The organism is Nocardia sp. NPDC005745 (assembly GCF_040630775.1).
Lineage (GTDB): Bacteria > Actinomycetota > Actinomycetes > Mycobacteriales > Mycobacteriaceae > Nocardia.
In genome coordinates, this window is record NZ_JBEXYF010000015.1 from 128,467 (window position 1) to 151,019 (window position 22,553).

The 22,553-nt window shown below is 69.8% G+C and carries 17 protein-coding genes; 9 read left to right on the top strand and 8 right to left on the bottom strand.

Annotated elements, in window-relative coordinates:
- Positions 1 to 25: 25 nt before the first annotated feature.
- A complete protein-coding gene (locus tag ABZ420_RS18025; protein WP_357123669.1) occupies positions 26 to 802 on the bottom strand; it encodes a GntR family transcriptional regulator in 777 nt (258 codons plus the stop codon).
- A gap of 105 nt (positions 803 to 907) precedes the next feature.
- Here ABZ420_RS18025 and ABZ420_RS18030 point away from each other — a divergent pair, with 105 nt between their 5' ends.
- Positions 908 to 2,398 carry an AarF/ABC1/UbiB kinase family protein gene (locus ABZ420_RS18030; protein ID WP_357123672.1) on the top strand — a complete coding sequence of 497 codons (1,491 nt, stop codon included), beginning with the start codon at positions 908 to 910 and terminating at the stop codon, positions 2,396 to 2,398.
- A gap of 99 nt (positions 2,399 to 2,497) precedes the next feature.
- On the opposite strand, the gene ABZ420_RS18035 is transcribed toward ABZ420_RS18030, so the two are convergent.
- Complete coding sequence (locus ABZ420_RS18035; protein WP_357123675.1) at positions 2,498 to 3,094, bottom strand: GDSL-type esterase/lipase family protein; 597 nt, start codon at positions 3,092 to 3,094, stop codon at positions 2,498 to 2,500.
- Positions 3,095 to 3,178: 84 nt separating this feature from the next.
- Between ABZ420_RS18035 and ABZ420_RS18040 the strand changes: the two genes are divergently transcribed.
- Together ABZ420_RS18040 and ABZ420_RS18045 are read left to right on the top strand one after the other, a co-directional pair.
- Positions 3,179 to 3,973, top strand: coding sequence for a 2OG-Fe(II) oxygenase (locus tag ABZ420_RS18040; RefSeq protein WP_357123678.1), 795 nt, complete (start codon positions 3,179 to 3,181; stop codon positions 3,971 to 3,973).
- Positions 3,960 to 4,730 (top strand): SDR family oxidoreductase, encoded by a 771-nt coding sequence (locus ABZ420_RS18045; protein ID WP_357123681.1) that lies wholly within the window; start codon positions 3,960 to 3,962, stop codon positions 4,728 to 4,730. Before ABZ420_RS18040 ends, ABZ420_RS18045 begins: the two co-directional genes overlap by 14 nt.
- An 8-nt stretch (positions 4,731 to 4,738) precedes the next feature.
- Here ABZ420_RS18045 and ABZ420_RS18050 read toward each other — a convergent pair whose 3' ends face one another.
- Both ABZ420_RS18050 and ABZ420_RS18055 read right to left on the bottom strand, forming a co-directional pair.
- Positions 4,739 to 5,608 (bottom strand): SDR family NAD(P)-dependent oxidoreductase, encoded by an 870-nt coding sequence (locus ABZ420_RS18050; RefSeq protein WP_357123684.1) that lies wholly within the window; start codon positions 5,606 to 5,608, stop codon positions 4,739 to 4,741.
- A 20-nt stretch (positions 5,609 to 5,628) separates the two neighbouring features.
- Positions 5,629 to 6,525, bottom strand: coding sequence for a polysaccharide deacetylase family protein (locus ABZ420_RS18055; protein WP_357123687.1), 897 nt, complete (start codon positions 6,523 to 6,525; stop codon positions 5,629 to 5,631).
- Between the two features lie 276 nt (positions 6,526 to 6,801).
- Here ABZ420_RS18055 and ABZ420_RS18060 point away from each other — a divergent pair, with 276 nt between their 5' ends.
- Positions 6,802 to 9,174, top strand: coding sequence for a lysylphosphatidylglycerol synthase transmembrane domain-containing protein (locus ABZ420_RS18060; protein ID WP_357123690.1), 2,373 nt, complete (start codon positions 6,802 to 6,804; stop codon positions 9,172 to 9,174).
- Positions 9,175 to 9,197: 23 nt separating this feature from the next.
- Here ABZ420_RS18060 and ABZ420_RS18065 read toward each other — a convergent pair whose 3' ends face one another.
- Positions 9,198 to 9,881, bottom strand: coding sequence for a class I SAM-dependent methyltransferase (locus ABZ420_RS18065; protein WP_357123693.1), 684 nt, complete (start codon positions 9,879 to 9,881; stop codon positions 9,198 to 9,200).
- Positions 9,882 to 9,979: 98 nt separating this feature from the next.
- Here ABZ420_RS18065 and ABZ420_RS18070 point away from each other — a divergent pair, with 98 nt between their 5' ends.
- Positions 9,980 to 10,546 (top strand): TetR/AcrR family transcriptional regulator, encoded by a 567-nt coding sequence (locus ABZ420_RS18070; protein WP_357123696.1) that lies wholly within the window; start codon positions 9,980 to 9,982, stop codon positions 10,544 to 10,546.
- A 40-nt stretch (positions 10,547 to 10,586) separates the two neighbouring features.
- Here the strand turns inward: ABZ420_RS18070 and ABZ420_RS18075 are convergent, their stop codons facing one another.
- Both ABZ420_RS18075 and fadD5 read right to left on the bottom strand, forming a co-directional pair.
- Positions 10,587 to 11,192, bottom strand: coding sequence for a cysteine hydrolase (locus tag ABZ420_RS18075; RefSeq protein ID WP_357123699.1), 606 nt, complete (start codon positions 11,190 to 11,192; stop codon positions 10,587 to 10,589).
- A 67-nt stretch (positions 11,193 to 11,259) separates the two neighbouring features.
- A complete protein-coding gene (gene fadD5 / locus ABZ420_RS18080) occupies positions 11,260 to 12,831 on the bottom strand; it encodes a fatty-acid--CoA ligase FadD5 (protein WP_357123702.1) in 1,572 nt (523 codons plus the stop codon).
- A gap of 342 nt (positions 12,832 to 13,173) precedes the next feature.
- Between fadD5 and ABZ420_RS18085 the strand changes: the two genes are divergently transcribed.
- Complete coding sequence (locus ABZ420_RS18085) at positions 13,174 to 14,151, top strand: nitronate monooxygenase family protein (RefSeq protein WP_357123705.1); 978 nt, start codon at positions 13,174 to 13,176, stop codon at positions 14,149 to 14,151.
- A gap of 6 nt (positions 14,152 to 14,157) precedes the next feature.
- On the opposite strand, the gene ABZ420_RS18090 is transcribed toward ABZ420_RS18085, so the two are convergent.
- The gene (locus tag ABZ420_RS18090) at positions 14,158 to 15,129 is read right to left on the bottom strand and encodes an MBL fold metallo-hydrolase (RefSeq protein WP_357123708.1); all 972 of its coding nucleotides are present in this window, start codon (positions 15,127 to 15,129) and stop codon (positions 14,158 to 14,160) included.
- A 152-nt stretch (positions 15,130 to 15,281) separates the two neighbouring features.
- On the opposite strand from ABZ420_RS18090, the gene ABZ420_RS18095 reads away from it, so the two are divergent.
- From ABZ420_RS18095 to ABZ420_RS18105, 3 genes are read left to right on the top strand one after another with little or no spacing between them, the layout of a single operon-like run.
- A complete protein-coding gene (locus ABZ420_RS18095) occupies positions 15,282 to 15,578 on the top strand; it encodes an acyl carrier protein (RefSeq protein ID WP_051175699.1) in 297 nt (98 codons plus the stop codon).
- The gene (locus tag ABZ420_RS18100; RefSeq protein ID WP_357123711.1) at positions 15,575 to 20,653 is read left to right on the top strand and encodes an SDR family NAD(P)-dependent oxidoreductase; all 5,079 of its coding nucleotides are present in this window, start codon (positions 15,575 to 15,577) and stop codon (positions 20,651 to 20,653) included. The genes ABZ420_RS18095 and ABZ420_RS18100 overlap by 4 nt, the downstream gene beginning before the upstream one ends.
- A complete protein-coding gene (locus ABZ420_RS18105; RefSeq protein ID WP_357123714.1) occupies positions 20,650 to 22,530 on the top strand; it encodes a fatty acyl-AMP ligase in 1,881 nt (626 codons plus the stop codon). The genes ABZ420_RS18100 and ABZ420_RS18105 overlap by 4 nt, the downstream gene beginning before the upstream one ends.
- Positions 22,531 to 22,553 lie beyond the last annotated feature (23 nt).

Below are 22,553 nucleotides of genomic sequence, written 5' to 3' on the forward strand. Positions count from 1 at the left end.
AGACGGATTGTGCAGCGTACGAAAATCAGGCGGTGGCAGCGCGGGACTCGTCGGCCTCGTCCACGACCCCGGCCACCAATTCCTCGAAGCGCGCGATGACCTTCTCGTGGTACATACCGAACAGATCCTCGAACAGCGCCAGCTGCGCCTCGCTCGGCCCGGAGCCGGAATCCCACACCGCGGCCAGCGCCCGCCAGACCAGGACGTGTAGGTCCGCCGCACCCGCGAAGTACGATTCGACCGCCTCCGGCACCTCGAGCACCATCTCGCCGATCGAGTTCAGAATCGCGCGCTGCATGGGGAGTCCGAGCACGGTCAACAGCCTGCGCACCAGCGCGACCTCGAGTGCGAGGAGCTGCCGGAAGTCCGGATCGGACTGGCGCGCTATCGATTCGAGTTCGTCGATCGCGTTCTTCAGTTCGGCCGAATCGATCCGCTCTTCGCCACCCGTATAGGTGAGCAGCGCCTCGAGCACGAGATTGCGCTCGACGTCGACGATGTCGCGGAACATCTCTATCGCGATGTCCGGCATGGGAATCGAGAACCGGAACAGCTGGCGGTACACGTCCACTCCGCCGGCCTCCCGGACATCGCGGATCGTGAATCCCTTGCCGCGCCTTGCTTCGACGAAGCCGTACGACTCCAGCCGGCCCAAGGTCAGCTGCGCCGTAGCGCGATTCATCTCGAATTCCTCGGCGACCTGACGCACCGACGGCATGAGATCCCCCGGCTGATATTCCCCCGCGGCAACCCGGCGCGCCAGCTCGTCGGCAACGTCGGCGACCACCGTCTGGGATCCCATCGAAGTCACCTTTCGACTACTTTCGAACACGTCCCAGACAGTCTAAGCCCTACTGTCCGGTACTGCACCTGTGTCACACTTGTGCGCGCGACTGTGAGGTGAGGCATGACCATCCGGCCCATCGGAGAGCGTCCCGAGGAGGGGTCCACGGGCAAGCGATCCCGCCTTTTCGCGTCGCGGTCCCAGGGTAAACCGCCTGTTCACGGCGCTGTACGCGGCGCCAAGCTCGCCGCGCTGCCGATGGCGTTTGCCGGACGTCAGGCCGCGGGCCTGGGCAAGCGGGCGCTGGGCAGATCGGCCGAAGAAGTCAATCGCGACATTCAGCTGCGCACCGCGCAGCACATCTTCGAGGTGCTCGGCGAGCTGAAGGGCTGCGCCGCGAAGCTGGGGCAACTGCTGGCCATCTACGAGCTGGCGCTGCCGCGGGAGGTGGCCGAACCGTATCGGATCGCGCTCAGCAGGCTCCAGGATGCCGCGCCCGCGATGCTGCCGCACACGGTGCACGCCGCCATGGCCGAAAGCATGGGCGCGGACTGGCTTTCGCGCTTCCGCGAATTCGACGACCGGCGCGCCGCGGCCGCCTCGCTCGGGCAGGTGCACCGCGCGGTCTGGCACGACGGCAGGACGGTCGCGGTCAAGGTGATGTACCCGGGCGGCAGGCAAGCGGTGGCGCGCGATCTGGACCAGCTGCGCCGGATCTCCTATCTCGCAACGGTGTTCCTTCCCGGCGCGGACGTGAAGGCGGTGACCGAAGCGATCTGCGCGTCGGTCGCCGGGGAACTGGACTACGCGGCGGAGGCCGCCCACCAGACGGCTTTCGCCGCGGCCTATGCAGGCGATCCGGACTTCTACGTACCGAAGGTCATTGCACAGCACGGTGATGTGCTGATCAGCGAATGGATCGAAGGCACGCCGGTACCGCGCGTCGTCGCCTGCGGCACGCAGGCCGAGCGCGACCGGGTCGGCATGCTCATGGTCCGTTTCGTGACCTCCGGCTGGGGCCGTCACGGATTGCTGTACGCCGATCCGCATCCGGGCAACTTCCGGGTGCTGCCCGACGGCAGGCTGGGCGTCATGGATTTCGGCGCGTGCTGCGCCTGGCCCCCCGCGGGTTTCGGCGAGCTGACGCTCGACTGCTGCAAGGCGATCTTCCGTGGCGGACCGGGGGATCTGGCGGCGGCCACGCGCAGGCACGGTTTCGTGGAGAACGGGCAAGCCATCGACAGCGAGGCGCTCTACGCCGCGATCACCCCGTGCGGTGAACCCTTCCGCCACGAGACGTATCGCCTGACCGCACGTTGGTTGCGCCGGCAAGTGTTGCGCACCACCAATCTCCGGTTGAGCAACGTGGTACGGCAGATGACCATGCCCGCCTACTTCACGCCGTTCGCCCGCTCCTTCCTCACGCTGGTGGGCGTGCTCGGCCAGCTGGAGACCGAAGGCCCTTATCGCGACGAAATCGTGCGCTGGATACCGGAATTGAGCGAGGCGTTCATCCCGGAGGAGAACACGGATGCCATCGCGCCCACGGTGGACCTGGGGACCGCGCGAAGGCGGCGGGCCGAGAAGAGCAACCGCGGGATGCCGATCGCGTGAACCCGGTTCTGCTGACTCGCAAGCGGATTCGCTGATCTATCAGCAGATATGGCGTGATCCCGGCGCCGCGCCGCCTTCTGTCTCAGACAGTTGATCTCATCACGCCAACCACGCGCGCCACCGCGGGGCGATGAGTGCCGCGAGTTCGTCATAGCCCGCGGCCCCCGGATGCGCCCCATCGCCCGCGCGGACCTCGGCGGCCCACACCGCATTGGCGCGCAGCGGCTGGTGCACGCGTACGTACGGCACCTCCGATCGGGTGCAGACCTGCGCGAATCGCTCGTCCAGCGCGGCCGTGCGGGCATTGTGCTCGTCGTCCGCGATCGGCGGCGGGGCGACCATCAGCACCGGCCACCGCCGCTCGGCCGCCTGCGCGAGCAGTTCGCCCAGATTGGCCACCGACTCGTCAGGGGGCACCCGCGGACCGCCGTTCTCGTGCATGGCGTCGTTCACGCCGAACGACAGCACCACCCTGGCGTCCGTGCCCTCCGGCAGGCGGGGCGCGCATTCGGCTCGGAAGCGCCGCAGGATCGCGGCCGAGGTTTCCCTGCGGACCCCTAGGTTGTAGGCGGTCAGCGCGACGCCCTGCGCGTGCGCATCGGACGCGAGCCTGCCCGCCCAGCCCAGGCAAGCCGGGTCGCCCACACCGGCGACGAACGAATCCCCGACGAAACACACACGCAGATCACGGCTCACCACCTGATCCTGGCAGCGCGGAGACCGGCCCGCGAATGCCCGATGCGGGCAATATGATCACGGAGGTTCGACCGGGAGGGAGTAATGGTGACAACCGAGCCGGAGCTTGCGACACCGCCGGTTCCGCAGTGGTTCGCGGAACTGTTCGCGCACCGGCGCTGGGTCCGGCGCAGTCTCCCGTTCCCGCACGTCTACGCCCGCGACGTCTTCGTTCCCGAGTTCTACCAGCGGTTGGCCGACGAGTTCGAGCGGCTTCGCGGGGAACGCCCCGGCCTGTTCGCGACCGTCTCCGATGGTTACAGCGCCGACGGGATCCGGTTCTCCGACCTGCGCGGCGGGCCGTTCGCGGTGTTCGCCTCGCGCGAGTGGCACGACTTGGTCGCCCGGCTCGGCGGCGTCGAGGCCACCGGCGACGTGGAAGGGTCGATTCACCATCACGGACCGGGCAGCCCGTTCGGGTGGCCGCACAACGACCTCAACCCGGCCTGGTTCCCCGGGCCACCGCCCGGTCCCGGCGAAGTGCGCCTTCCCGACCGCGCGGTCCACACCAAGACCGGTGCGCGCGATCCGGGCGTCGTCGCGCGCGAGACCGTGCGCGCCGTAGCGGTGCTGTTCTACCTGGGCAATCCGGGGTGGGAGCCGGGCGACGGAGGCGAGACCGCACTGTACGACCGCGTCAGCGACGGAGCCGAGCTACCGTCGGTGGCCCTCGTGCCGCCGCTGGACAATTCGCTCGTGCTGTTCGAGGTGACCCCGCGCAGCTGGCACACGTTCGCGGGCAACAACATCAGAGACCGCAACAGTGTGGTGATGTGGGTGCATCGCACCAAGGCGGACGCCGAACGGCGCTGGGGAGGAGACAAGATTGTTCACTGGTGAACGCCGCGTCTGCCTGCTCACCGGCGCGAGCGGCACGCTGGGCGACGCCTTCTGCCAGGCCTACCACCGCGACTACGACATCCTCGCCGTGTGCCGCACCCGCACTCCCGCGGTGCCGTCACAGCTGGAGTGGTACGTCGATCCGCTGGCGCCGGACGCCGCGGTGCCGGAGAACGATTCCCGCGTGTTCGTGGTCCGATCCGACCTGACCCAGCCTGGCGAAGTGGAACGAGTGGTCGACCTGGCGCTGGCCCGGTTCGGCCGGGTCGACCTGCTGGTGAACAACGCGGCGCACGTCCGGCTGCACCCGCGCGGCATCGTCGACGGCGATGCGGCGTTGGACGACTTCGATGCCCACTTCGCATTGAACGTGGCCGTACCACTGCGCCTTTCGGCGCGGCTGGCGCAGCGGTGCTGGCTGCACGCGGGACCCGAGAATCGCGCGCGCAACCGGAACATCGTCAACGTCTCGAGCATCTCCGGCTCGGAGGTCTACCCGGGACAGACTTTGTACTCCGCGTCGAAAGCCGCGCTCAACCAGCTGACCCGCAATCTCGCCGCGGAGTTCGCCGAGTTCGGAGTGCGGGTGAATGCCATCGCGCCCAACACTTTTCCCGTCTTGGTCCGCACCGAGCAAGTCGCGCGGGCCATCGTCGAACTGGATGCGAGCGACCGGTCCGGTGGGGTGTACGGGGTCGGCGTCGAGCCGGAGCCGGTGGACGGCCTGTCCCTGCGGCTCACCGACGCCGAGCCGTAAGGGCCGGCCTATCCGCTCGGCGTCAGCCCGGTGGCCTGCTCGGACAGCGTCCACAGCCGTCGCGCGAGATCGGCGTCGACCGCCTGCTTGTTGCTCGGCGGCTCCAGCTCGAACCGGTGGAAGTACTGTCCGTTGATCGCCGCGCCGTCGGCGGTGGTGGCGAGGTGCACCAGCGGCTGCGCGCCCTTGTCCGGTTGGATGAAGAAAGGGCGGGCCAGCGGGGACCGGATGAACCAGCCGAGACCGAACGGGGCGTTGTCGTAGACGTGGGTGGCGACCGCGCCGGGGTGGAACGCCGCGGTGGTGATGCCGGTGCCCTCGGTACGGCGGGCCAGTTCCCGGGTGAACAGGATGTTCGCCAGTTTCGACGTACCGTACGCACCGAGCTGGTTGAACGAGCCCGTCGCCGCGTTGGCCGTGTCCAGGTCCAGCTTGGCAATCCGGTAGGTCGTGCTCGCGGTGTTCACCACCCGGGCCCGCGAGTGGGCCAAGCGCTCCAGCAACAGGTTGGTGAGCAGGAACGGCGCCAGGTGATTGACCTGGAAGGTGAGTTCGTTGCCGTCGTCGGTGACCGTCCGCTCGGGCCACGCGCCGCCCGCGTTGTTGGCCAGCACGTCGATCCCGGGATACCGGTCGAGCAGCTGGTCGGCCAGCTTGCGCACGTCGTCGAGCCGGGCGAAGTCGGCGACGAACGGCTCCGCCCCTGCCTTCGCAGCCACCTCGGCGGTCCGCTCCGGTGATCGGCCGACCACCGCGACGCTTGCGCCGCGCGCGGCGAGCACCTGTGCCGCTGCGGCGCCGATACCGGAGCTCGCGCCGGTCACCACCACCGTCTTTCCGGTGAGGTCCTTGTCGTGTACCTCGTCCTGCGCTGTCATCGCTGCCTCCCGAGCATCGTTTAAGTGACCCGATCGTCTTCGGCTCGGGCGTATTCGGCAAGCAACGCGCCCGCGTAGTGCTCGGCGATCTCGTCGCTGGTGGTCAGCCACACCCCCGGGTGGTCGGCCACGTAGTCGAGCGCTTGATCCAGGTACTTGATCCGGAACGCCTGCCCGATCACGAACGGGTGCAGGGCCAGCGCCATGACGCGCCCGCTGCCTGCCGACTCCGCGTAGAGCTGGTCGAGCTGATCGCGCACGATCCGCACGAAGTCCGGTCCGCTGGTGGCCTTGCCGAGGAACAGCGTGTTGTCGTTGAGTTCCACCGAGTAGGGGACGCTGAGCAGGCCGGGCACCGACAGGGGATAAGGCTGGTCGTCGTTGGTCCAGTCGAGTACGTAGCCGAGGCCCAGTTCGGCCAGCAGCGACGGGGTCAGGAACGACTCGGTGAGCGCCGGTCCCATCCAGCCGCGCGGCCTGCGGCCGGTCGCTCGTTCGATGGTCGTGACCACGTCGGCGAGGTAGGCGCGCTCCTCGTCCCGCGGAAGGTCGGCCTGGAAGATCGAGTTGTTCTTCCCGTGCGCGAGCCACGCCCAGTTCCGCCGCACCCCCGCAGCCACGATCTGGGGATAGTGTTCGGCCACATCCGAGTTGAGCAACGCGCTGGCCCGGATGCCGTGCCGGTCGAGTACCTCGATCACCCGCCAGATGCCGACGCGCGGCCCGTAGTCGCGCCACCCGTAGTTCAGCGGGTCGGGCGCGAGCCCGGCGGTGCCGGGGAAGATGCTCGTGGACGGGCGGTCCACCTGGTAGTGCTCGACATTGAGCCCGAGATAGAACGCGACCCGGGCATTGCCGGGCCAGCGCAGCGGCGGGCGGTCGACGATGGGGCTGTAGCCGAAGAGTTCGTTGTCCATGCCCTCATGCTCGAACTTGACACTAGTGTGAGGATCAACCTCGATCTCGAGTGATGTCCGGCACAGCGCCTCATCGATCCCGACCGCGGCTGGGTTCTGCCGAGTTCACGCCGCGCGTCGGCCGGTATCGTGCAGCGAACGCGGCAACTGATTTCGTACGCACATGGGTAACTCGCCGGGCACGCACAGAACAGGAGTGGCACCCACGCAGGACCTGCACGCAAATCCTGCGCCACCTGAACAGTACGGCCTGAAGACCCGGAGAGGCGGAACAGCATGCGAGTGGACGGGCGGGAGATCCCGGTCACGGGCAACCTGCTACAGCCGCTGATCCGGCGGACGAGCGACATCATCCGCGTCGTTCTCGCGGCGCTGTGGGTGGCGGTCGTGATCGCGGCGTCGCTGATCACCCGCCCGGAATGGCTGGCGCTGGAACGCTCGGTCTCCAACATCGTCGGTTTCCTCAATCCGGACCAGTCGAACCTGGTGTATCTGGTCTACGGCATGGCGATTCTCGCGCTGCCGTTCGCGATCCTGATCGAACTGATCATCGGCAGGCAGTGGAAGCTGCTCGCCGGTTACGCGGCGGCCGGTGCGGTCGCCGGACTGCTGCTGTCCATCACCGGCACCGGGCTGTCCGCGCCGAAATGGCATCTGCAGGTGCCGGACCGGTTGGACACTTTCTTGTCCCAGTTCCTGGACGATCCGCGCTGGATCGCGATGATCGCCGCGATGCTGACCGTCGCCAGCCCGTGGCTGCCCGTCCGGCCGCGGCGCTGGCTGTGGTTCCTGCTGCTGACGTTCGCGCCGATCCATCTCGTGGTCAGCACCGTGGTGCCCGCGCGGGCGATGTTCGGGCTGGCGGTCGGCTGGCTGGTCGGCGCGGTGATCGTGCTCGTGGTTGGCACCCCTGCGCTGGAGGTCCCGCTCGACGCGGCCGTCCGGGTGCTCGCCGGACGCGGTCATACGGTCACCGGATTCATCGTGGTGCATCCGGCGGGCCGGGGGCCGTTGATGCTCGCCGCCGCCGTCGAAGGGCCGGAACGCGAACTGACCATCGAGATGTTCGGCAAGAACCAGCGCAGCTTCGGCGCGCTGCGGCAGTTGTGGCGCTGGTTGACATTCCGCTCCAGCGAGACCGCGGCCATCCACGGTTCCATGCACCGCGTGGTCGAGCATCGCGCCCTCATGACGATCGCCGTGGGCGACCTGGGATTGGGCAGCAGTACGCCCGTCGCGGTCGCCGCGCTCTCCCGCGGCTGGATGTTGTACGCGCACACCCGGCCCCGGGGCGTGCCGATCACCGATCGGTCCGCCGACGCGCTGCCCGGGGTGTGGCGAGCCCTCGACACCTTGCATCAGAAGCGGATCTCGCACGGCGACCTGCGGCCGATCGACATCCGTGTGGACGACGGCGTCACGTTGTTCGGCGGCTTCGGCAACGCCGAGTACGGAGCGTCGGACGCGCAACTGCAATCCGATATCGCCCAGTTGCTGGTGACCACCACCGCGACTTTCGGCAAGGAGCCCGCGGTGTGCGCGGCGATCGACACCCTCGGCGAAGCGCGGGTGCTCGCCGCGGCCAGCCGGTTGACCAAATCCGCCGTACCGACCGGGATCCGCAAGGCGGTGCCGGACTGGAAGGCCGCGCTGTCGGCCGCCCGCGACGAGGTGCGCAAACAGACCGGGCAGAATCGGATCGAAGCCGAGCAGATCACCCGGTTCTCCCGTAACCAGATCATCCAGCTGGTGCTGCTGATCGCGCTGGTGTACGTCGCCTACCCGTTCATCAGCGCGGTGCCGACCTTCTTCACCCAGCTGCGGACGGCGAACTGGTGGTGGGCGCTGCTGGGGCTCGCGGTCTCGGGGTTGACCTATATCGGCGCGGCGGCGGCGCTGTGGGCTTGCGCGTCCGGCGCGGTGAGCTTCCGCAATCTGGTGATCATGCAGATCGCCAACACTTTCGCCGCGACGACCACGCCCGCGCGGGTCGGTGGGCTCGCGCTGAGTGTCCGCTTCCTGCAAAAGGGGGGCGTCGGCGCGGTGCGCGCCACCGCCGCGGTGGCGCTGCAACAGGCGGTGCAGGTGATGACGCACGTCAGCCTGCTGCTCGCGTTCAGCATCTTGGCGGGCACCTCGACGGATCTCTCGCACTTCGTCCCGGACGCGACGGTGCTGTATCTGCTCGCCGGTGTCGGCGTCGGCATCGTCGGCACGTTCATGTTCGTGCCCAAACTGCGCCGGTGGCTGAACAACGCGGTGCGCCCGCAACTGCAGGAAGTGCTCGGCGAGCTGGCCCTGCTCGCCCGCGACCCCAGGCGCTCGGCGGTGATCGTCCTCGGCTGCGCGGCGATCACCCTCGGCCTCGCCGGCGCGCTCTGGGCCAGCGTCGAGGCGTTCGGCGGCGGCACCACGTTCATCACCGTCACCATCGTCACCATGATCGGCGGCACGCTGGCCTCCGCCGCGCCGACCCCGGGCGGTGTCGGCGCGGTCGAGGCCGCGCTGATCGGTGGTCTGGCCGCGTTCGGCCTGCCCGCCGACATCGCGGTGCCCTCGGTGCTGCTCTACCGCGTGCTCACCTGCTGGCTTCCGGTGTTCTGCGGCTGGGCCACCATGCGCTGGCTGGCGAAGCAGGACTTGATCTAGGCCTACATTCGCCCACGGACTTCCTACGGCTTGGTGGCCAGCAGGACGCCGGTCGCGGGGCGCACCGCGACGAACTCGACGTCCTCGAACCCACTCGCGCGCAACATGTCCCGATATCGACGGATATCTACTCCGGCCATGGGATCACTGTGGTCGTGGCCGGTGTCGTGAGTGCGGTGGGCCGCGAACCGCGCCATGACGCGCACGGCGGCGGAGCGCAACGGGTCGGTCGGATAGGTGTCGGCGAGCAAGAGCCGGCCCCCGGGTCGCAGCACTCGGAACATCTGCGCGACGGCGTCGCTTCGGCGGAGGGCGGGGATGTGGTGCATCGCGAAGGTCGAGGTCACCAGATCCGCGGACGCGTCGGGCAAGGGAAGCGCCTGCGCGGTAGCGAGTTCGAATCGGCAGTTCGCCAGGTGGCGGGAGCGCGCGGTGGCGTAGTCGATCATCTGCGGCGACGGGTCGACGCCGGTGACCTGGCCGGCGCGGCGCGCCAGCACCAGGGCGAGGTCGCCAGGGCCGCAACCGATATCGACGACGTGCGCGCCGGGCGCCGGGCGGGCCAGTTCGGCGAGGCGGCCGTTCAGGCGATCTCCCCGGCCGAGCAGGAAAGCGGCCTTGAACGCGCGGTAGCGGCGCGGTTGGGTGAGCAGGACGCCGACCTCGGCGTGCGAAGTGATGGCAGACTGGGGTTCGTTTCCGGACATGAGTTCAGGATCGGCCCAGAACGCACCGCCGACCAGGGGCAATGCCCCGGGATCCGTCCGGAACCGGACGCATACGAGACATTTGTTCGGGAGGCATCGTGCCGGAAGAACAGGGCAGCGCCGATCGCCGGGTCCGGCGCACCAGAGCCCTGCTGCATCGGGCGCTGATCGAACTCATGGTCGAGCGCGCTTACGACCGGATCACCGTCCGCGACATCCTGGCTCGCGCGGACGTCGGGCGGTCGACGTTCTACGCGCACTACCGGGACAAAGACGATCTGCTGTTGCGCAGCAGCACCGATTACCTGCGCGCGGCCATGGCGGCGGCCGAGACGGACACCGATGCGCCCGACCTGCTGGCGCCGGTTCGTACCTTGTTCGAACTGGCCGCGGGTAATCCGGAGATCTACCGGGCTCTGCTCGGCCGCAAGAGCGGCACCGTGCTGCTGCGCACCACCCGGGTGATGGTCGCGCAGATCCTCGCCGAGCGGCTGCGCGACCGGCTGGCGATGCCGGAGGACGAGTTCGCGACCACCGTGACGTTCCTGTCCTGGGGCGTCGTCGGCCTGCTCGGCGCGATCGCGGAGGGGCACCCACCGCTCTCGGCCGAAGAGGCGTACCGCCGCTTGGTGCGCTTGGTCGGCCCGGGCTTGAGCGGGGTTTGACGGGCCGTCGCCGCGAGGGTTCCCGGACGCGGACCGCGGATCAGCGCGAGTTCATGCGCTCCACCGCGTCGGCGGCCCGCACGCTGCCCGCCGTGACGAGTTCGAGGTTGGCCAGCGCGGCTTCGTGCGCTTCCGGGGATGCGGCGGCCACGCAGTCGGCCACCGGGTGCACGGTGAACCCGAGATCGGTGCCGTGACGCGCGGTCTGCTCGACGGTGAGATTGGTCGCGACGCCCGTGACGAAGAGCGTCTCGATACCCTGATCCGCCAGCCACTCCGGCAGTTTGCTGCCCGCGAGACCGGACAGCTTCTGGTTGTCGAAGACTTCTGTCGGCTGCGCCACCATCTCCGGAATAATCGCCGCGCCAGGAGAATCCGGCCGGAACTCGGTCTGCGCCGCGCCGACCGAGCGCATGAATCCGGTGTTGCGTACCAGCTCGCCTTCCCCGATTGGGATGGTGAACCGGGTGAAGATCACCGGAATTCGCGCCGCCAGCGCCGCGGTGTGGAAGTCCGCCGCCCGCGCCACCACGCCCGTGGCAGCCACGGGCGCGGCCAGCATCGGGCCGAAAAAACCTTCCGGCCGAATGACATTCACTTGCCAGTGCAGCGCCAGCACGGCGGCGCGGATGCGTCGGGTCGCCATACGACGACCTTACGCATCCCCGCCCGTGTGAATCGTCCGATTCACGTGAAACGAACACACCGCGCGTTCAGGACGAATAATCCTTGCGCAGCTGAACTTTCACCACCTTGCCGCTCGCGTTGCGCGGCAGCTCGGCCAGCAGCACCAGGTCCTTGGGGTGCTTGTAGCGCGCCAGGTTCTCGTTGAGGAACGGCTCCAACTCGGCCAGGGTCAACTCGTCGTCCGGGTTGTGCAGCGCGACCACCGCGACCGGCACCTCGCCCCACTTCTCGTGCGTGCGGCCGACCACCGCCGCCTCGCGGATCTTCGGGTGCGCGAACAGGACGTTCTCCACCTCGGCGCAGTAGATGTTCTCTCCGCCGGAGATGATCATGTCCTTCTTGCGGTCGACCACGTAGATGAAGCCCTCTTCGTCCTGGCGGACCAGGTCGCCGGAGTGGAACCAGCCGCCCGCGAACGCCTCGGCGGTGGCCTCCGGCTTGTTCCAGTAACCCTGCATGAGCGTCGGGCCGCGGTACACGATCTCGCCGACCTCCCCGGGTGCGACGTCGTTCATCTCGTCGTCGACGATGCGCGCCTGAATGGTCGGGATGGGCTTGCCGACCGAGCCGAGCTTGCGGATCGCGTCCTTGCCCTCCAGCACGCAGGTGATCGGCGACATCTCCGTCTGCCCGAACACCGCTACATTGAACGCGTTCGGAAAGCACTCCGCCATCGCGCGCAGCACGGTGTCCGAGGCGGGCGCCGCGCCCCAGCTGAGCGCCTCCAGCGCGAGCTTGCGATCCTTCACCGTCGGGTGGTCGCAGACCAGCTGCCACTGGGCGGGCACGCAGAAGGCTGAGGTGGCCTGCTCCTGCTCCAGCGCGTCCAGGAACTCACCGGCGTCGAAGGCGCCGAGCGGATGCAGCACCGTCTTCGCACCGAGCAGGAAAGCCGGGGCGAGACTGCCGAGGCCCGCGATGTGGAACAGCGGCGAGGTGCACAGCCCGATCGACTCCGGCTGCAGCGCCAGCGCCCGGATGCAGGTCAGCGCCTGGGCGTTCATGTTCGCGTGGGTCAGCACCGCGCCTTTCGGGCTGCCGGTGGTGCCCGAGGTGTACATGATGAGGCTGGGGGTGTCCTCGGGGATGTCCAGCGGGGTGTGCGGCTCACCCGGCTCGGCGAGCAGATCGTCGAAGCCGATCACGCCGTCGCCGGACGCGCCGCCGATCACCACGCAGGTCTCCAGGGCGGGCGCCTGCGCCTGCACGGCGGTGGCCAGCGGCTGCAACACGGTGTCGGTGACGACCGCCTTGGCTCCGCTGTCGCTGACGATGTAGGCGACCTCAGGCGGCGTCAGGCGGAAGTTGACCGGCACCGCGATCGCGCCGAGAGCGTTGATGCCGAACACGGCTTCGAGGTACTCCGGGTAGTTCAGCGCCAGGATCAGCACCCGGTCGCCGAACCCGACGCCCCGGCGGGCCAATCCGTCGGCGAACTTCAGCGACCGCTCGTGCAACTGCCGCCAGGTGGTGTCCACGCCACGGAATCGCAGCGCGACCGCGTCCGGGCGCATCTGCGCGTGCACGGCGAGCTGGTTGTTCCAGTGGTTGCGCCGCGACCTGATCGGTTCGTCGAGCGCTGCTGCCCCGGTGGTCATTGCCACGAACTCCTCTCGGACCGTCATCGGCCCGCCGGGTTGTCCGACGGCGGCGACGGGCTGAATCGCGTGCAGAATAGCAACTAACTTAAACGCCCGGCAAGGGATAGCGAGATGAATCTGGGTTAATCAGCCCGGCTCAGGGCTCGAGCTCGGCGGAGCGCCTTCTAGCAGGCAATAACATCTCATAGCAAGTCGCGGCACGGCGCGGACTACGCCGTGAAAGATCATCAAATATGCGAACCTCGGCTCACTTATGAGTTGAATGCGAGGCGATCCTCGTGTCACCATCGACCCCAACGGGCGAACCGGCACGCCCGCGCGAGGTATAGGAGAAGCGCAATGCTGCGGACCAGGTTCACCGAGAAGTTCGGAGTGGAGCACCCGATCGTGCAGGGCGGCATGATGTGGGTGGGGCGGGCCGAACTCGTCGCGGCGGTCGCCAACGCGGGCGGGCTCGGCTTCATCACGGCCCTGACCCAGCCGACCCCCGACGACCTGCGCCGCGAGATCGCGCGCACCAAGGAGCTCACCGACAAGCCGTTCGGCGTGAACGTCACCATCCTGCCGTCGATCAACCCGCCGCCGTACGCGGAATACGTGCAGGCGATCATCGACAGCGGCATCAAGATCGTCGAGACGGCGGGCAGCAACCCGGAGCCGTTCCTGCCGTACTACAAGGACGCCGGCATCAAGGTGCTGCACAAGTGCACCAGCGTGCGGCACGCGCTGAAGGCCGAGCGGATCGGTGTGGACGGGGTGAGCATCGACGGCTTCGAGTGCGCGGGCCATCCCGGCGAGGACGACGTTCCCGGCCTGGTGCTCATCCCCGCCGCCGCCCGTGAACTGACCATCCCGATGATCGCCTCCGGCGGGATCGCCGACGCCCGCGGCCTGGTCGCCGCGCTCGCCCTCGGCGCGGACGGCGTCAACATGGGCACCCGGTTCCTGTGCACGCAGGAGTCCTCGATCGATCAGAAGGTCAAGGAGAAGATCGTCGCGAACTCCGAGCGCGACACCCAGCTCATCTTCCGCACCATGCGCAACACGGCGCGGGTCGCGGACAACGAGATCAGCCGCAAGGTCGTCGAGATCGAGAAGTCCGGCGGCACCTTCGACGACGTGCGGGATCTGGTCGCGGGAGCGCGCGGCCGCCGGGTGTTCGAAGAGGGCGATCTGGACGCGGGCATCTGGTCGGTCGGCCTGTGCCAGGGCTTGATCCACGACATCCCGACCTGCGCCGAACTCATCGGCCGGATGGTCGCCGAGGCCGAGCGGCTGATCACGGCGCGCCTCGCCGAAACCGTGGTGGTGGGCTGACCGGAGTTACCTGGCCGCGCGGGCGGTGACGGCCGCGTAGTCGTGGCTCGCGACGAGTTCGATGCCGTCGGGCAGCGCGTGCAGGCGGTGGATGGTGGCGAAGGCGGCGTCCCGGTCGGCGTCGAACAGCTTGCCGGGCATCGGCGCCTTCTCCCGCAGCAGATCGACCTGCAGCTTGCTCCAGACGGCGTCGCCCGCGAGCAGCACCCGGCTGCCGTCGTCCACCGCCAGCAGCACACCGATGCTGCCCGGCGTGTGGCCCGCGAGATCGACCAACAGCACCGAACCGTCGCCGAACAGGTCCTTGCTGCGCGGGAAGGACAGCACCGGCGGGCCGTCGAGGTCGAAGCGGTCGAAGCCGCGTCCACGCAGCGGGCCGCGCGCCACACCGGCAGGCGCGTGCGGGCCGCCCATCGCCCAGTCGTACTCGGCTCCCGGCAACCGGATCTCGACCGATGCGGGCAGCTCGAGCAGGCCCGAGACATGGTCCCAGTGCAGGTGGGTCGGCACCACGAAATCGATGTCCTCGCCCGCCACGTCGTGCGCGGCGAGCGCGTCGGCCAGACCGAGCACCGGCTTGTCCGGCGCGACGAGCAACGGAACCGGGAAGGGAAGTTCGGGCAGCACGCGTTCGTGCACGCCCGCGCACAGGGCCGGATCGACCAGGAAACGCGCCTTCGGATGCTCGACCAGGAACGCCGCCATCGACAGCCGCATCTCCCGTAGGCTGCGCACGCCCTCGGCCACGATGGTGGTCGGCGCGGACATGGTGGCCTGGGTCAGCACGGTCAGCTCGACCGTGGCGCTCGCGGGGGGCGGCGGCAGCACCTCGAGGTTCGCCAGCAGGGTGGTGTCGGGGCGGCGCGGCCGCAACAACCGGCCCGGTGTGGCCGCCAGCGCGGCGCAGCAGCGCAGCAGGACGGGCAGAGTCGGCGTGCGCTCGGCGCGGGTGGCGGCACCGCTGTCCGGTTCGGTCACGGTGCCACGGTATGCGATCACCGCCGGTTCGCGAAAGCGCCGGGCTGGCAGCGGATATGCGACCTTGCTCAGGACGATTTCTCCGGCATAATCGCGGGGGTACCGATCTCGAGTGGGTAACAGCAGCCGGGGAGACGGGGAGGGAGGACGCGATGCGGCCCAGTCTTCCGGACGGGCACAGTGGCGCACAGGAGAACGAGGGTTCGCTCGGCTATAGCCGGCGCACCGCGCTCACGTGCGCCGCCGTCCTGGCTGTCGCGGATCTATTAGGCGTCGACGCCGCCGCGGTGTCGACCAGTTCGCCCTTCACCGATCTCGGCCTCGGTTCCAGTCAACTCGCGAGGCTGACCGCCCATCTCGAAGACGCCATGGGAGTCGAGGTTCCGCTGACCGCGATCTACGACCATCCGGACATCGAACAGCTTGTCGAGTATCTCGCGATGCGATGAGCGGCGCGCCCACCGACCCCGCCTGCTCGCATCCCCCCGTCTCCGTCATCGGCATCGGCTGCCGACTGCCCGGAGCGGCGAGCGCCGCCGAGTTCTGGCAGCTGCTGATCGAGGGCCGGGACGCCACGTCCGCCCCGCCCGCCGGGCGCCTCGGCTCCCGCCACGGCGGGTACCTCGATGACGTCGAGTCCTTCGACAACGACTGGTTCGCCATCTCCGACCGCGAGGCCGCGCTCATGGACCCGCAGCAGCGGCTCGCGCTGGAGGTCGCGGTCGAGGCGCTCGACGACGCCGGGATCGGCTATCGCGTACGGGGTTCCGGGGCAGCCGTCGTCTTCGGCGCTTCGGGGTACGACCACGGCATCGCGGTACTCGGCCGCGCGGGCCACGACGCGCCCTACGCGGTGACCGGGTCCGCGCTAAGCATCATCGCCAACCGGCTTTCGTACGTGCTCGATCTGCGCGGGCCGAGCCTGGTGCTCGACAGCGCCTGCTCGTCCTCGCTCGCCGCGGTGGACTTCGCCGTCCGGCTGCTCGCCGACGGCACGGTCCCGTTCGCCATCGTGGGCGGCGTCAATCTCGTCTTGCTGGAGCACACCTCGAACTACCTCGCCGAGGGCGGGTTCCTGTCGCCCGGCGGGCGATCGGCGCCGTTCGACGTCACCGCCGACGGCTACACCCGCGGCGACGGCTGCGCCGTGGTGGTGCTGCAACGCAGTACGGACGCGGTACGCGAGGGCAACCGGGTCTACGCGGAGATCGTCGGAAGCGCTGTCGGGTCGGACGGACGCTCGAACGGTCTATACGCGCCGAACGGCCGCGCGCAGCAGGAGACGTTGCGTACCGCCTGGTCGCGGGCCGGGAGCGCGCCGAGCCGCACGGGCTACATCGAATGTCACGGCACCGGTACTCCGTTGGGCGACGCGGTGGAAGTCGGCGCGCTCGCCGCCGCGCTCGGCGACAGTGCGGGTGATCCGATCTGGATCGGCTCGGTGAAGTCGAACATCGGGCATCTGGAGGCCGCCGCCGGAGTCACCGGGATGGTGAAGACCGCGCTGTCCATCCACCACGGGATGATCGCCCCGACGATCAACGTCCACACCGAACACCCACTGCTGCACTTGGCCGAGCGCGGCCTGCGTGTGCCGACCGAGCCGGTGGACTGGAGCCGGGTGGCCGCCGCGGAGCGCGTGGCGGGCGTCAGCTCGTTCGGATTCGGCGGCACGATCGCGCACATCGTGCTCCGCGGCGTCGACCAGGCCCGGTCCGACCGTGCTGAGCACTTCCCGTTTCTGCTGACGCTCACCGCACGCGACGACGAGGAACTGCGCGAACGCGCACAGCGGCTGGCCGTCGAACTGGACGAGGCGCGGCCGCCGCTGCCCGAGTTCGCCTCGGCGGCGGCGCGATCGCTTCCCGAGCAGGCCCGGGCAGCGGTCCTCGCGCACGATCACGCCGACGCGGTGCACCGGCTGCGCGCTTTCGGAGGCGGCGACGCGGGCGCGGCGCTCGGCCCCGTGGCGAACCGCCGCCGGGGCGGGCTGTTGTTCCTGTTCTCCGGGCAAGGCGGCCAGCATCCGAAGATGGGCCGCGCGCTGGCGGCGCGGTATCCGGTCTTCGCCGCCGCGCTCGCCGAGACGACCGACGCGATCGTGGCGGCGGGCGGGCCGCGAGTATGGACACCGCGCTACGGTTTCGCCCCCTCGGGCGAGACGCAAGCCACGGATCTCGTGCAGCCCGCGTTGTTCGTGTTCCAGATGGCGCTGGTGAAGCTGCTGGCGGCGTGGGGAGTTCGGCCCGACGCGGTGGCGGGGCACAGCCTGGGTGAGATCGCGGCGGCGGCGGTGAGCGGTGCGCTGTCGGTCGCGGACGCGGCGCGCGTGGTGGTGCTGCGCAGCGCGACCCTGGCGCATCTGGACGGGCACGGCGCGATGGCGGTCCTGGAGGCGCACCCGGACGAGGCGGCCAAACTCGTGGAGCCGATGCGAGCGGAGGTGGCCATCGCGGCAGTCAACGGCCCGAGATCGGTTGTGGTGTCCGGCACGCCACGTTATGTCGACACTCTCGTGCGGCGGGCTACGCGCCGCAACATGTTCGCGCGTAAGCTCGCGGTCGACTTCGCCGCGCACAGCCCGCAGGTCGTTACCGTGCTCGCGCCTTTCGTCGCGGCGTTGACCGAGCTCACCGCCCGGACACCGCGCGTACCGGTGTACTCGACGGCGCGGCGCGGCATGAAACTCACCACGGCGGCGATGGACCGCGACTACTGGTCCGAGAACGCGGCGGGCACGGTGGAATTGGCGGCGGCCTTGGAACGCGCGGCGGGCGACGGCATCTCGACCGTGGTCGAGATCGGCCCGCATCCGTTGCTGCTCGCGGCGGTGCGGGAGTATCCGGACTTCCGCGACGGCGCGCATGCCGTGGCGCTGCGCGATGACGAGGCGAGCGGCTTCCTCACCGGCTTGGCGCGGCTGTACCTGGAGGGGCGGCCGGTCGATTGGTCCGCGCTCGGTCCATTCGGCCCGCTCGCACCGCGGCAGTGGCGCAAGCGGAAGTTCCCGCTGCTGGTGGCCGAGCGCGCGAGCGCGCACGTCCCCGAATCCGCGTTCACCGCCGAAGATCTCGCTCATCACGTGGTGCAGGGCGAGGGCATCGTCCCCGCCGCCTTCTGGCTGCGCAGGCTGCTGCGACTCGCCCGGGACACCGCCGGGACGGCCGCCCTGGCCGACTTCGCCGTGCACGAGCGAACCGATCCGGCCGTGCTGGCCGAGGTCGTCTACCGCGGGCCGGGAGCGGAGGAGAGCGTACGGGCGGAGGTCACGGGCACCGGGACGCTGGCTTCGGCCCGGCCCACCGGTGACCCCACACCCGCGGATATCGTCGCATGGATGCGGGTGGTCGATGCAAACCGGGCCGCCCGGCACCACATGCGCGTCATCACCACCGGCGCTTTCTACCAGGAATTGCGCCGCAGGCGGCTGGAGTACGGTCCCCGGTTTCGCACGCTGCGCGGTATCGCGGCGGGTACCGGACGAGCGCTCGGCCTGTTCGACGCCGCTGAATTGCATCGCACCGCAACGCTGGACGGCTGCCTGCACGTGCTCGCCGCGGCGGTGTTCGACGAGTTGCCCACCGCGTCGATTCCACTGCCGATCGGCATCGACTCGGCCTGGCTGTCGCACGAGCCGAATCGGCACGTGCTCGAAGTGCACGCGCTGGTGCGGGAGCGCGGCGACACCGGACTGGTCGGGGACGTCATCGCGACCGACCAGCACGGCGTGCCCTGTCTCGCCTTCTCGGGTGTGCACATCCGTTACGCCGACCCCGGCGCGGAGGAGGAGCTCGGCGCGCTTCGCACGGTACGTGCCGACGACACACAGGCCGTGCCCTTCCGTCACGAGGTTTGGCAAGCTCGCGATCCCGGCTCGCTCGGGATCGGTGACGCGGCCGAGAACCTCGTGCGGCGCGCGGTGGTGGTGGGTGCTTCGGATCTCGCGGTACGGCTCGCCCGCGCGCTGGACGCCGAACTGCCGACCGAGCGGATCGCACGCGAACCGGACGACGCGAGCCCGCTCGTCGCCGCGGTCCTCACCGGGCGCGGCGGCGGCCACTCCGTAGTGGCCGTCTGGCCCGCGGACTCCGGCGGGAGCGACGACCAGAACGCCGCCGCGGCGACGAGTCGAGTCCTCGAACTGCTGCAACTGGTTTGCGCCCACGCCGCCACCGCGTCCGTGACGGTCGTACTGCCGCTGCCGGAGGCGGCGCGCTCACTCTCGCGGCCCGACGAGCCCGGCTCGCCGATCTCGATAGTCCCCGCCGCGATCGCCGGGCTGGTTCGCTCGCTCCAGCTCGAGACGGGCCGGACGGTACGGCTGATCTGGACCGACCCCGACCTCAGGAACTTGCCGCCGCTCACCCGTCTGGCGACGGCTACCGACAGCGCGATTCCCGGCGAGCTGCGCCTGTCGGCGGGCGAGGTCGCGGTGCGGCGCTTCGCGCCCGCGCGAGCGCGCGCCCTGCCGGTCGCCGGCATCGACGCGAACGGAACCTACGTCGTCACCGGCGGGCTCGGCACGCTCGGTTCGGTCGCCGTGCGCTGGTTGCTCGACGGAGGCGCGCGCGACGTGGTGGTGCTGACCCGTGCGCCCCGCCCGGTGCCGGCGCTGCTCGACGGCTTGGAGGACCGCATCGTCGTGGTGCGCTGCGACGCCGCCGACCGCGACGACCTGGCCAACGCGCTCAGCGATATCCGGGCCTCCGACTCCGCGATTCGCGGCGTCGTGCACGCGGCGGGCGTGCTGGAGGACGCCGGATTCGACGCGGTCACCACCGGCCAGGTGACCAGGACGTTCCTGCCCAAATCCACCGCGGCGGGCAATCTGATCGAACTCACCGCGCCCGACGCAACGGATTTCGTCCTCTTGTTCTCCTCGGCCACCGGTGCGCTCGGGGCGCCGGGGCAGGCCGCCTACGCCGCCGCCAACGCGGCGATGGACGCCTTGGCGCAGCGTGATCCGGGCAGGCGGATTCTGAGCGTCGGCTGGGGGCTGTGGGATTCCGGCCTCGCCGCGGCCGCAGGCGGAGCGGCCCATCTGCGGCGCGCGGGCATCGAGGCGTTCGACCTGCGGCGCGGAAGCGCCGTACTGTCCCAGGCCCTGCGCTACGACGGCCCGTACCTGCTCGCCCTGGAGTACACCCCGACGACCGACACGTCCCCGGTCGCGGTGCGCTTGGCGAATCTGCTGGCGCCTACGCCGGATTCGAGCGCCGCTTCCACCCGGCACACCGCGACCGAGCCCACGCCCGCGCCGCCGGAGCCGACCGAACCGCTCACCACGATCATCCGCAGGGTACTGGCGAGCACGCTCGATCTGCCCGCCGAGCACATCGACCCCGCCGCCGACTTCAACGAGCTGGGGCTCAGCTCGCTGCTCGCGATCGAGATGCGACGGAATCTGGAATCGCGGCTGCGCGTCCGGATCGCCACCGCGGAGTTGTTCAAGCACCCCACCATCACCGCCCTCGGCGCGGCCCTGCTCGAGCGGGTCGCCACGGATACCGGAGACGCCTCGTGAGCAGCGACGCGCCCCCGGCGGGCAACGGCCTCGCGACGTCGATGGCCGCATGGGCAGCCACCCGGCCGGACGAGCCCGCCTTCACCGAACTGCGCTTCCGCGTTCAGGAACGGGTGCCCGTCACGCTGACCTACGCCCGTCTGCACGCGGCGGCGGGCGCGCTGGCCGCACGACTACGGCAGGAGAGCGCGCCCGGCGACCGAGTGGCCCTTCTCTGCGCCCACGGCATCGACTACGCGGTGGCGTTCCTCGCCTGCCTGTACAGCAATCGAGTCGCGGTGCCGCTGTTCCCGGCCACGGGCGCGCGCAACCGCGACCGTCTGCATGCCGTCCTGGCCGACGCCCGGCCCACGCTCAGCCTGCTCTCTGCGCCGGACGAGATCACCGCGCCGATCCTCGGTCCCGCGCTGGGCCGGATACTCACCTTGCCCGCGACCCTCTCGGTAGCGGAGTGGAGGTCGGCCGATCAGATTCGGTCGAGCACCTATCCGGTGCTCGCAACGGCGGATGCGGTCTCGCCGCAGGCGGAATCATCGCAGGCACCATCCAGTACGCCGGGCATGTGTCCAACCGCTTCGATCACGGGTTCGCCCGCGGTGGACTTCGCGGCCGCGCCCGTCATCGACCCGGTGGGCGACGAACTCGCCTACTTGCAGTACACCTCCGGCTCGACCAAGTCTCCCGCCGGTGTCCGGGTCACCCACGAGAACCTCGCCACGGCGTTGACGCAGCTCGGGCATGCCGTGTCGGTCGCGCACGATCGGCCCGTCGTGTCCTGGCTGCCGTTCTTCCACGACATGGGGTTGATTCTCGGCCTTTCGCTGCCGCTGTTCCTGGGCGTGCACGGCATCACGCTCGCGCCCGCGGAGTTCGTGAAGCGCCCCGTCCGCTGGCTGCGCGCGATCTCCGACTACCGCGCCGGTACCACGGGGTGCCCCAATTTCGGCCTGAAGCTCGCGGTCTCGGGCACTACCCCCGCCGAGCGGGCCGGGCTGGATCTGTCCGGGCTCGACCTCGTGCTCAACGGATCGGAACCGGTCCGCGCCGACGCGCTCACCGAATTCACCGAGACCTTCGGCCCATACGGCTTCCGTCATCACGCGCATACCCCCGGCTTCGGGTTGGCCGAAGCCACCCTCACGGTCACCGTCTGCGACCAGCGCGAGGACCCCGTGTGGCAGCACTTCGACCGTGCCGCGCTGGCCGAAGGACGCGTGGTCGCGCTACCCGAGGCAGCGCCGGGATACCGGGACGGCGTACCGCTGGTCGGGTGCGGCGCACCCGTCGGGCAGGAGCTGCGAATCGTCGATCCGGTGGCCGGGACCGTGCTGCCCGCCGGGCGCGTCGGCGAGATCTGGGTAGCCGGAGACAATGTGTGCGACGGGTATTTCGGCAGGCCGGATGCCACCGAGGAGACCTTCGGCGCCACCGTGCCGGGCAGCGCCGCCCGCTGGCTGCGCACCGGCGACCTCGGATTCCAGCACGAGGGGCAGCTCTACATCGCGGGCCGCCGCAAAGACGTCATCGTGGTCGACGGGCGAAATCACTATCCCGCCGATATCGAGGCGACGGTGCAGGCATGCGCCCCGGAGGTCCGGCCGGGCCACGTGACGGCGTTCGGGCACGACGACGGGCTTCGCGAAGACCTGGTCGTGGTCGCCGAACTCGTCACGCTCGGCGGCTGCGAGACCATCGAACTGTTCGCCCTGGCCCGGCGCATCCGCACCGCGGTCGCGTCCATCCACGAGGTGATGCCCGGTGCGGTGCTGCTCGTGGAGCCGGGACGGATTCCCAAGACCAGCAGCGGCAAGCTCCGCCGCGGCGAGTGCAGGGCCCGCTACCTCGCGGGCCGGCTGCAGCCGGTCGCCATGATCTGAAGCCGACGAATCTCCGCGAAGCG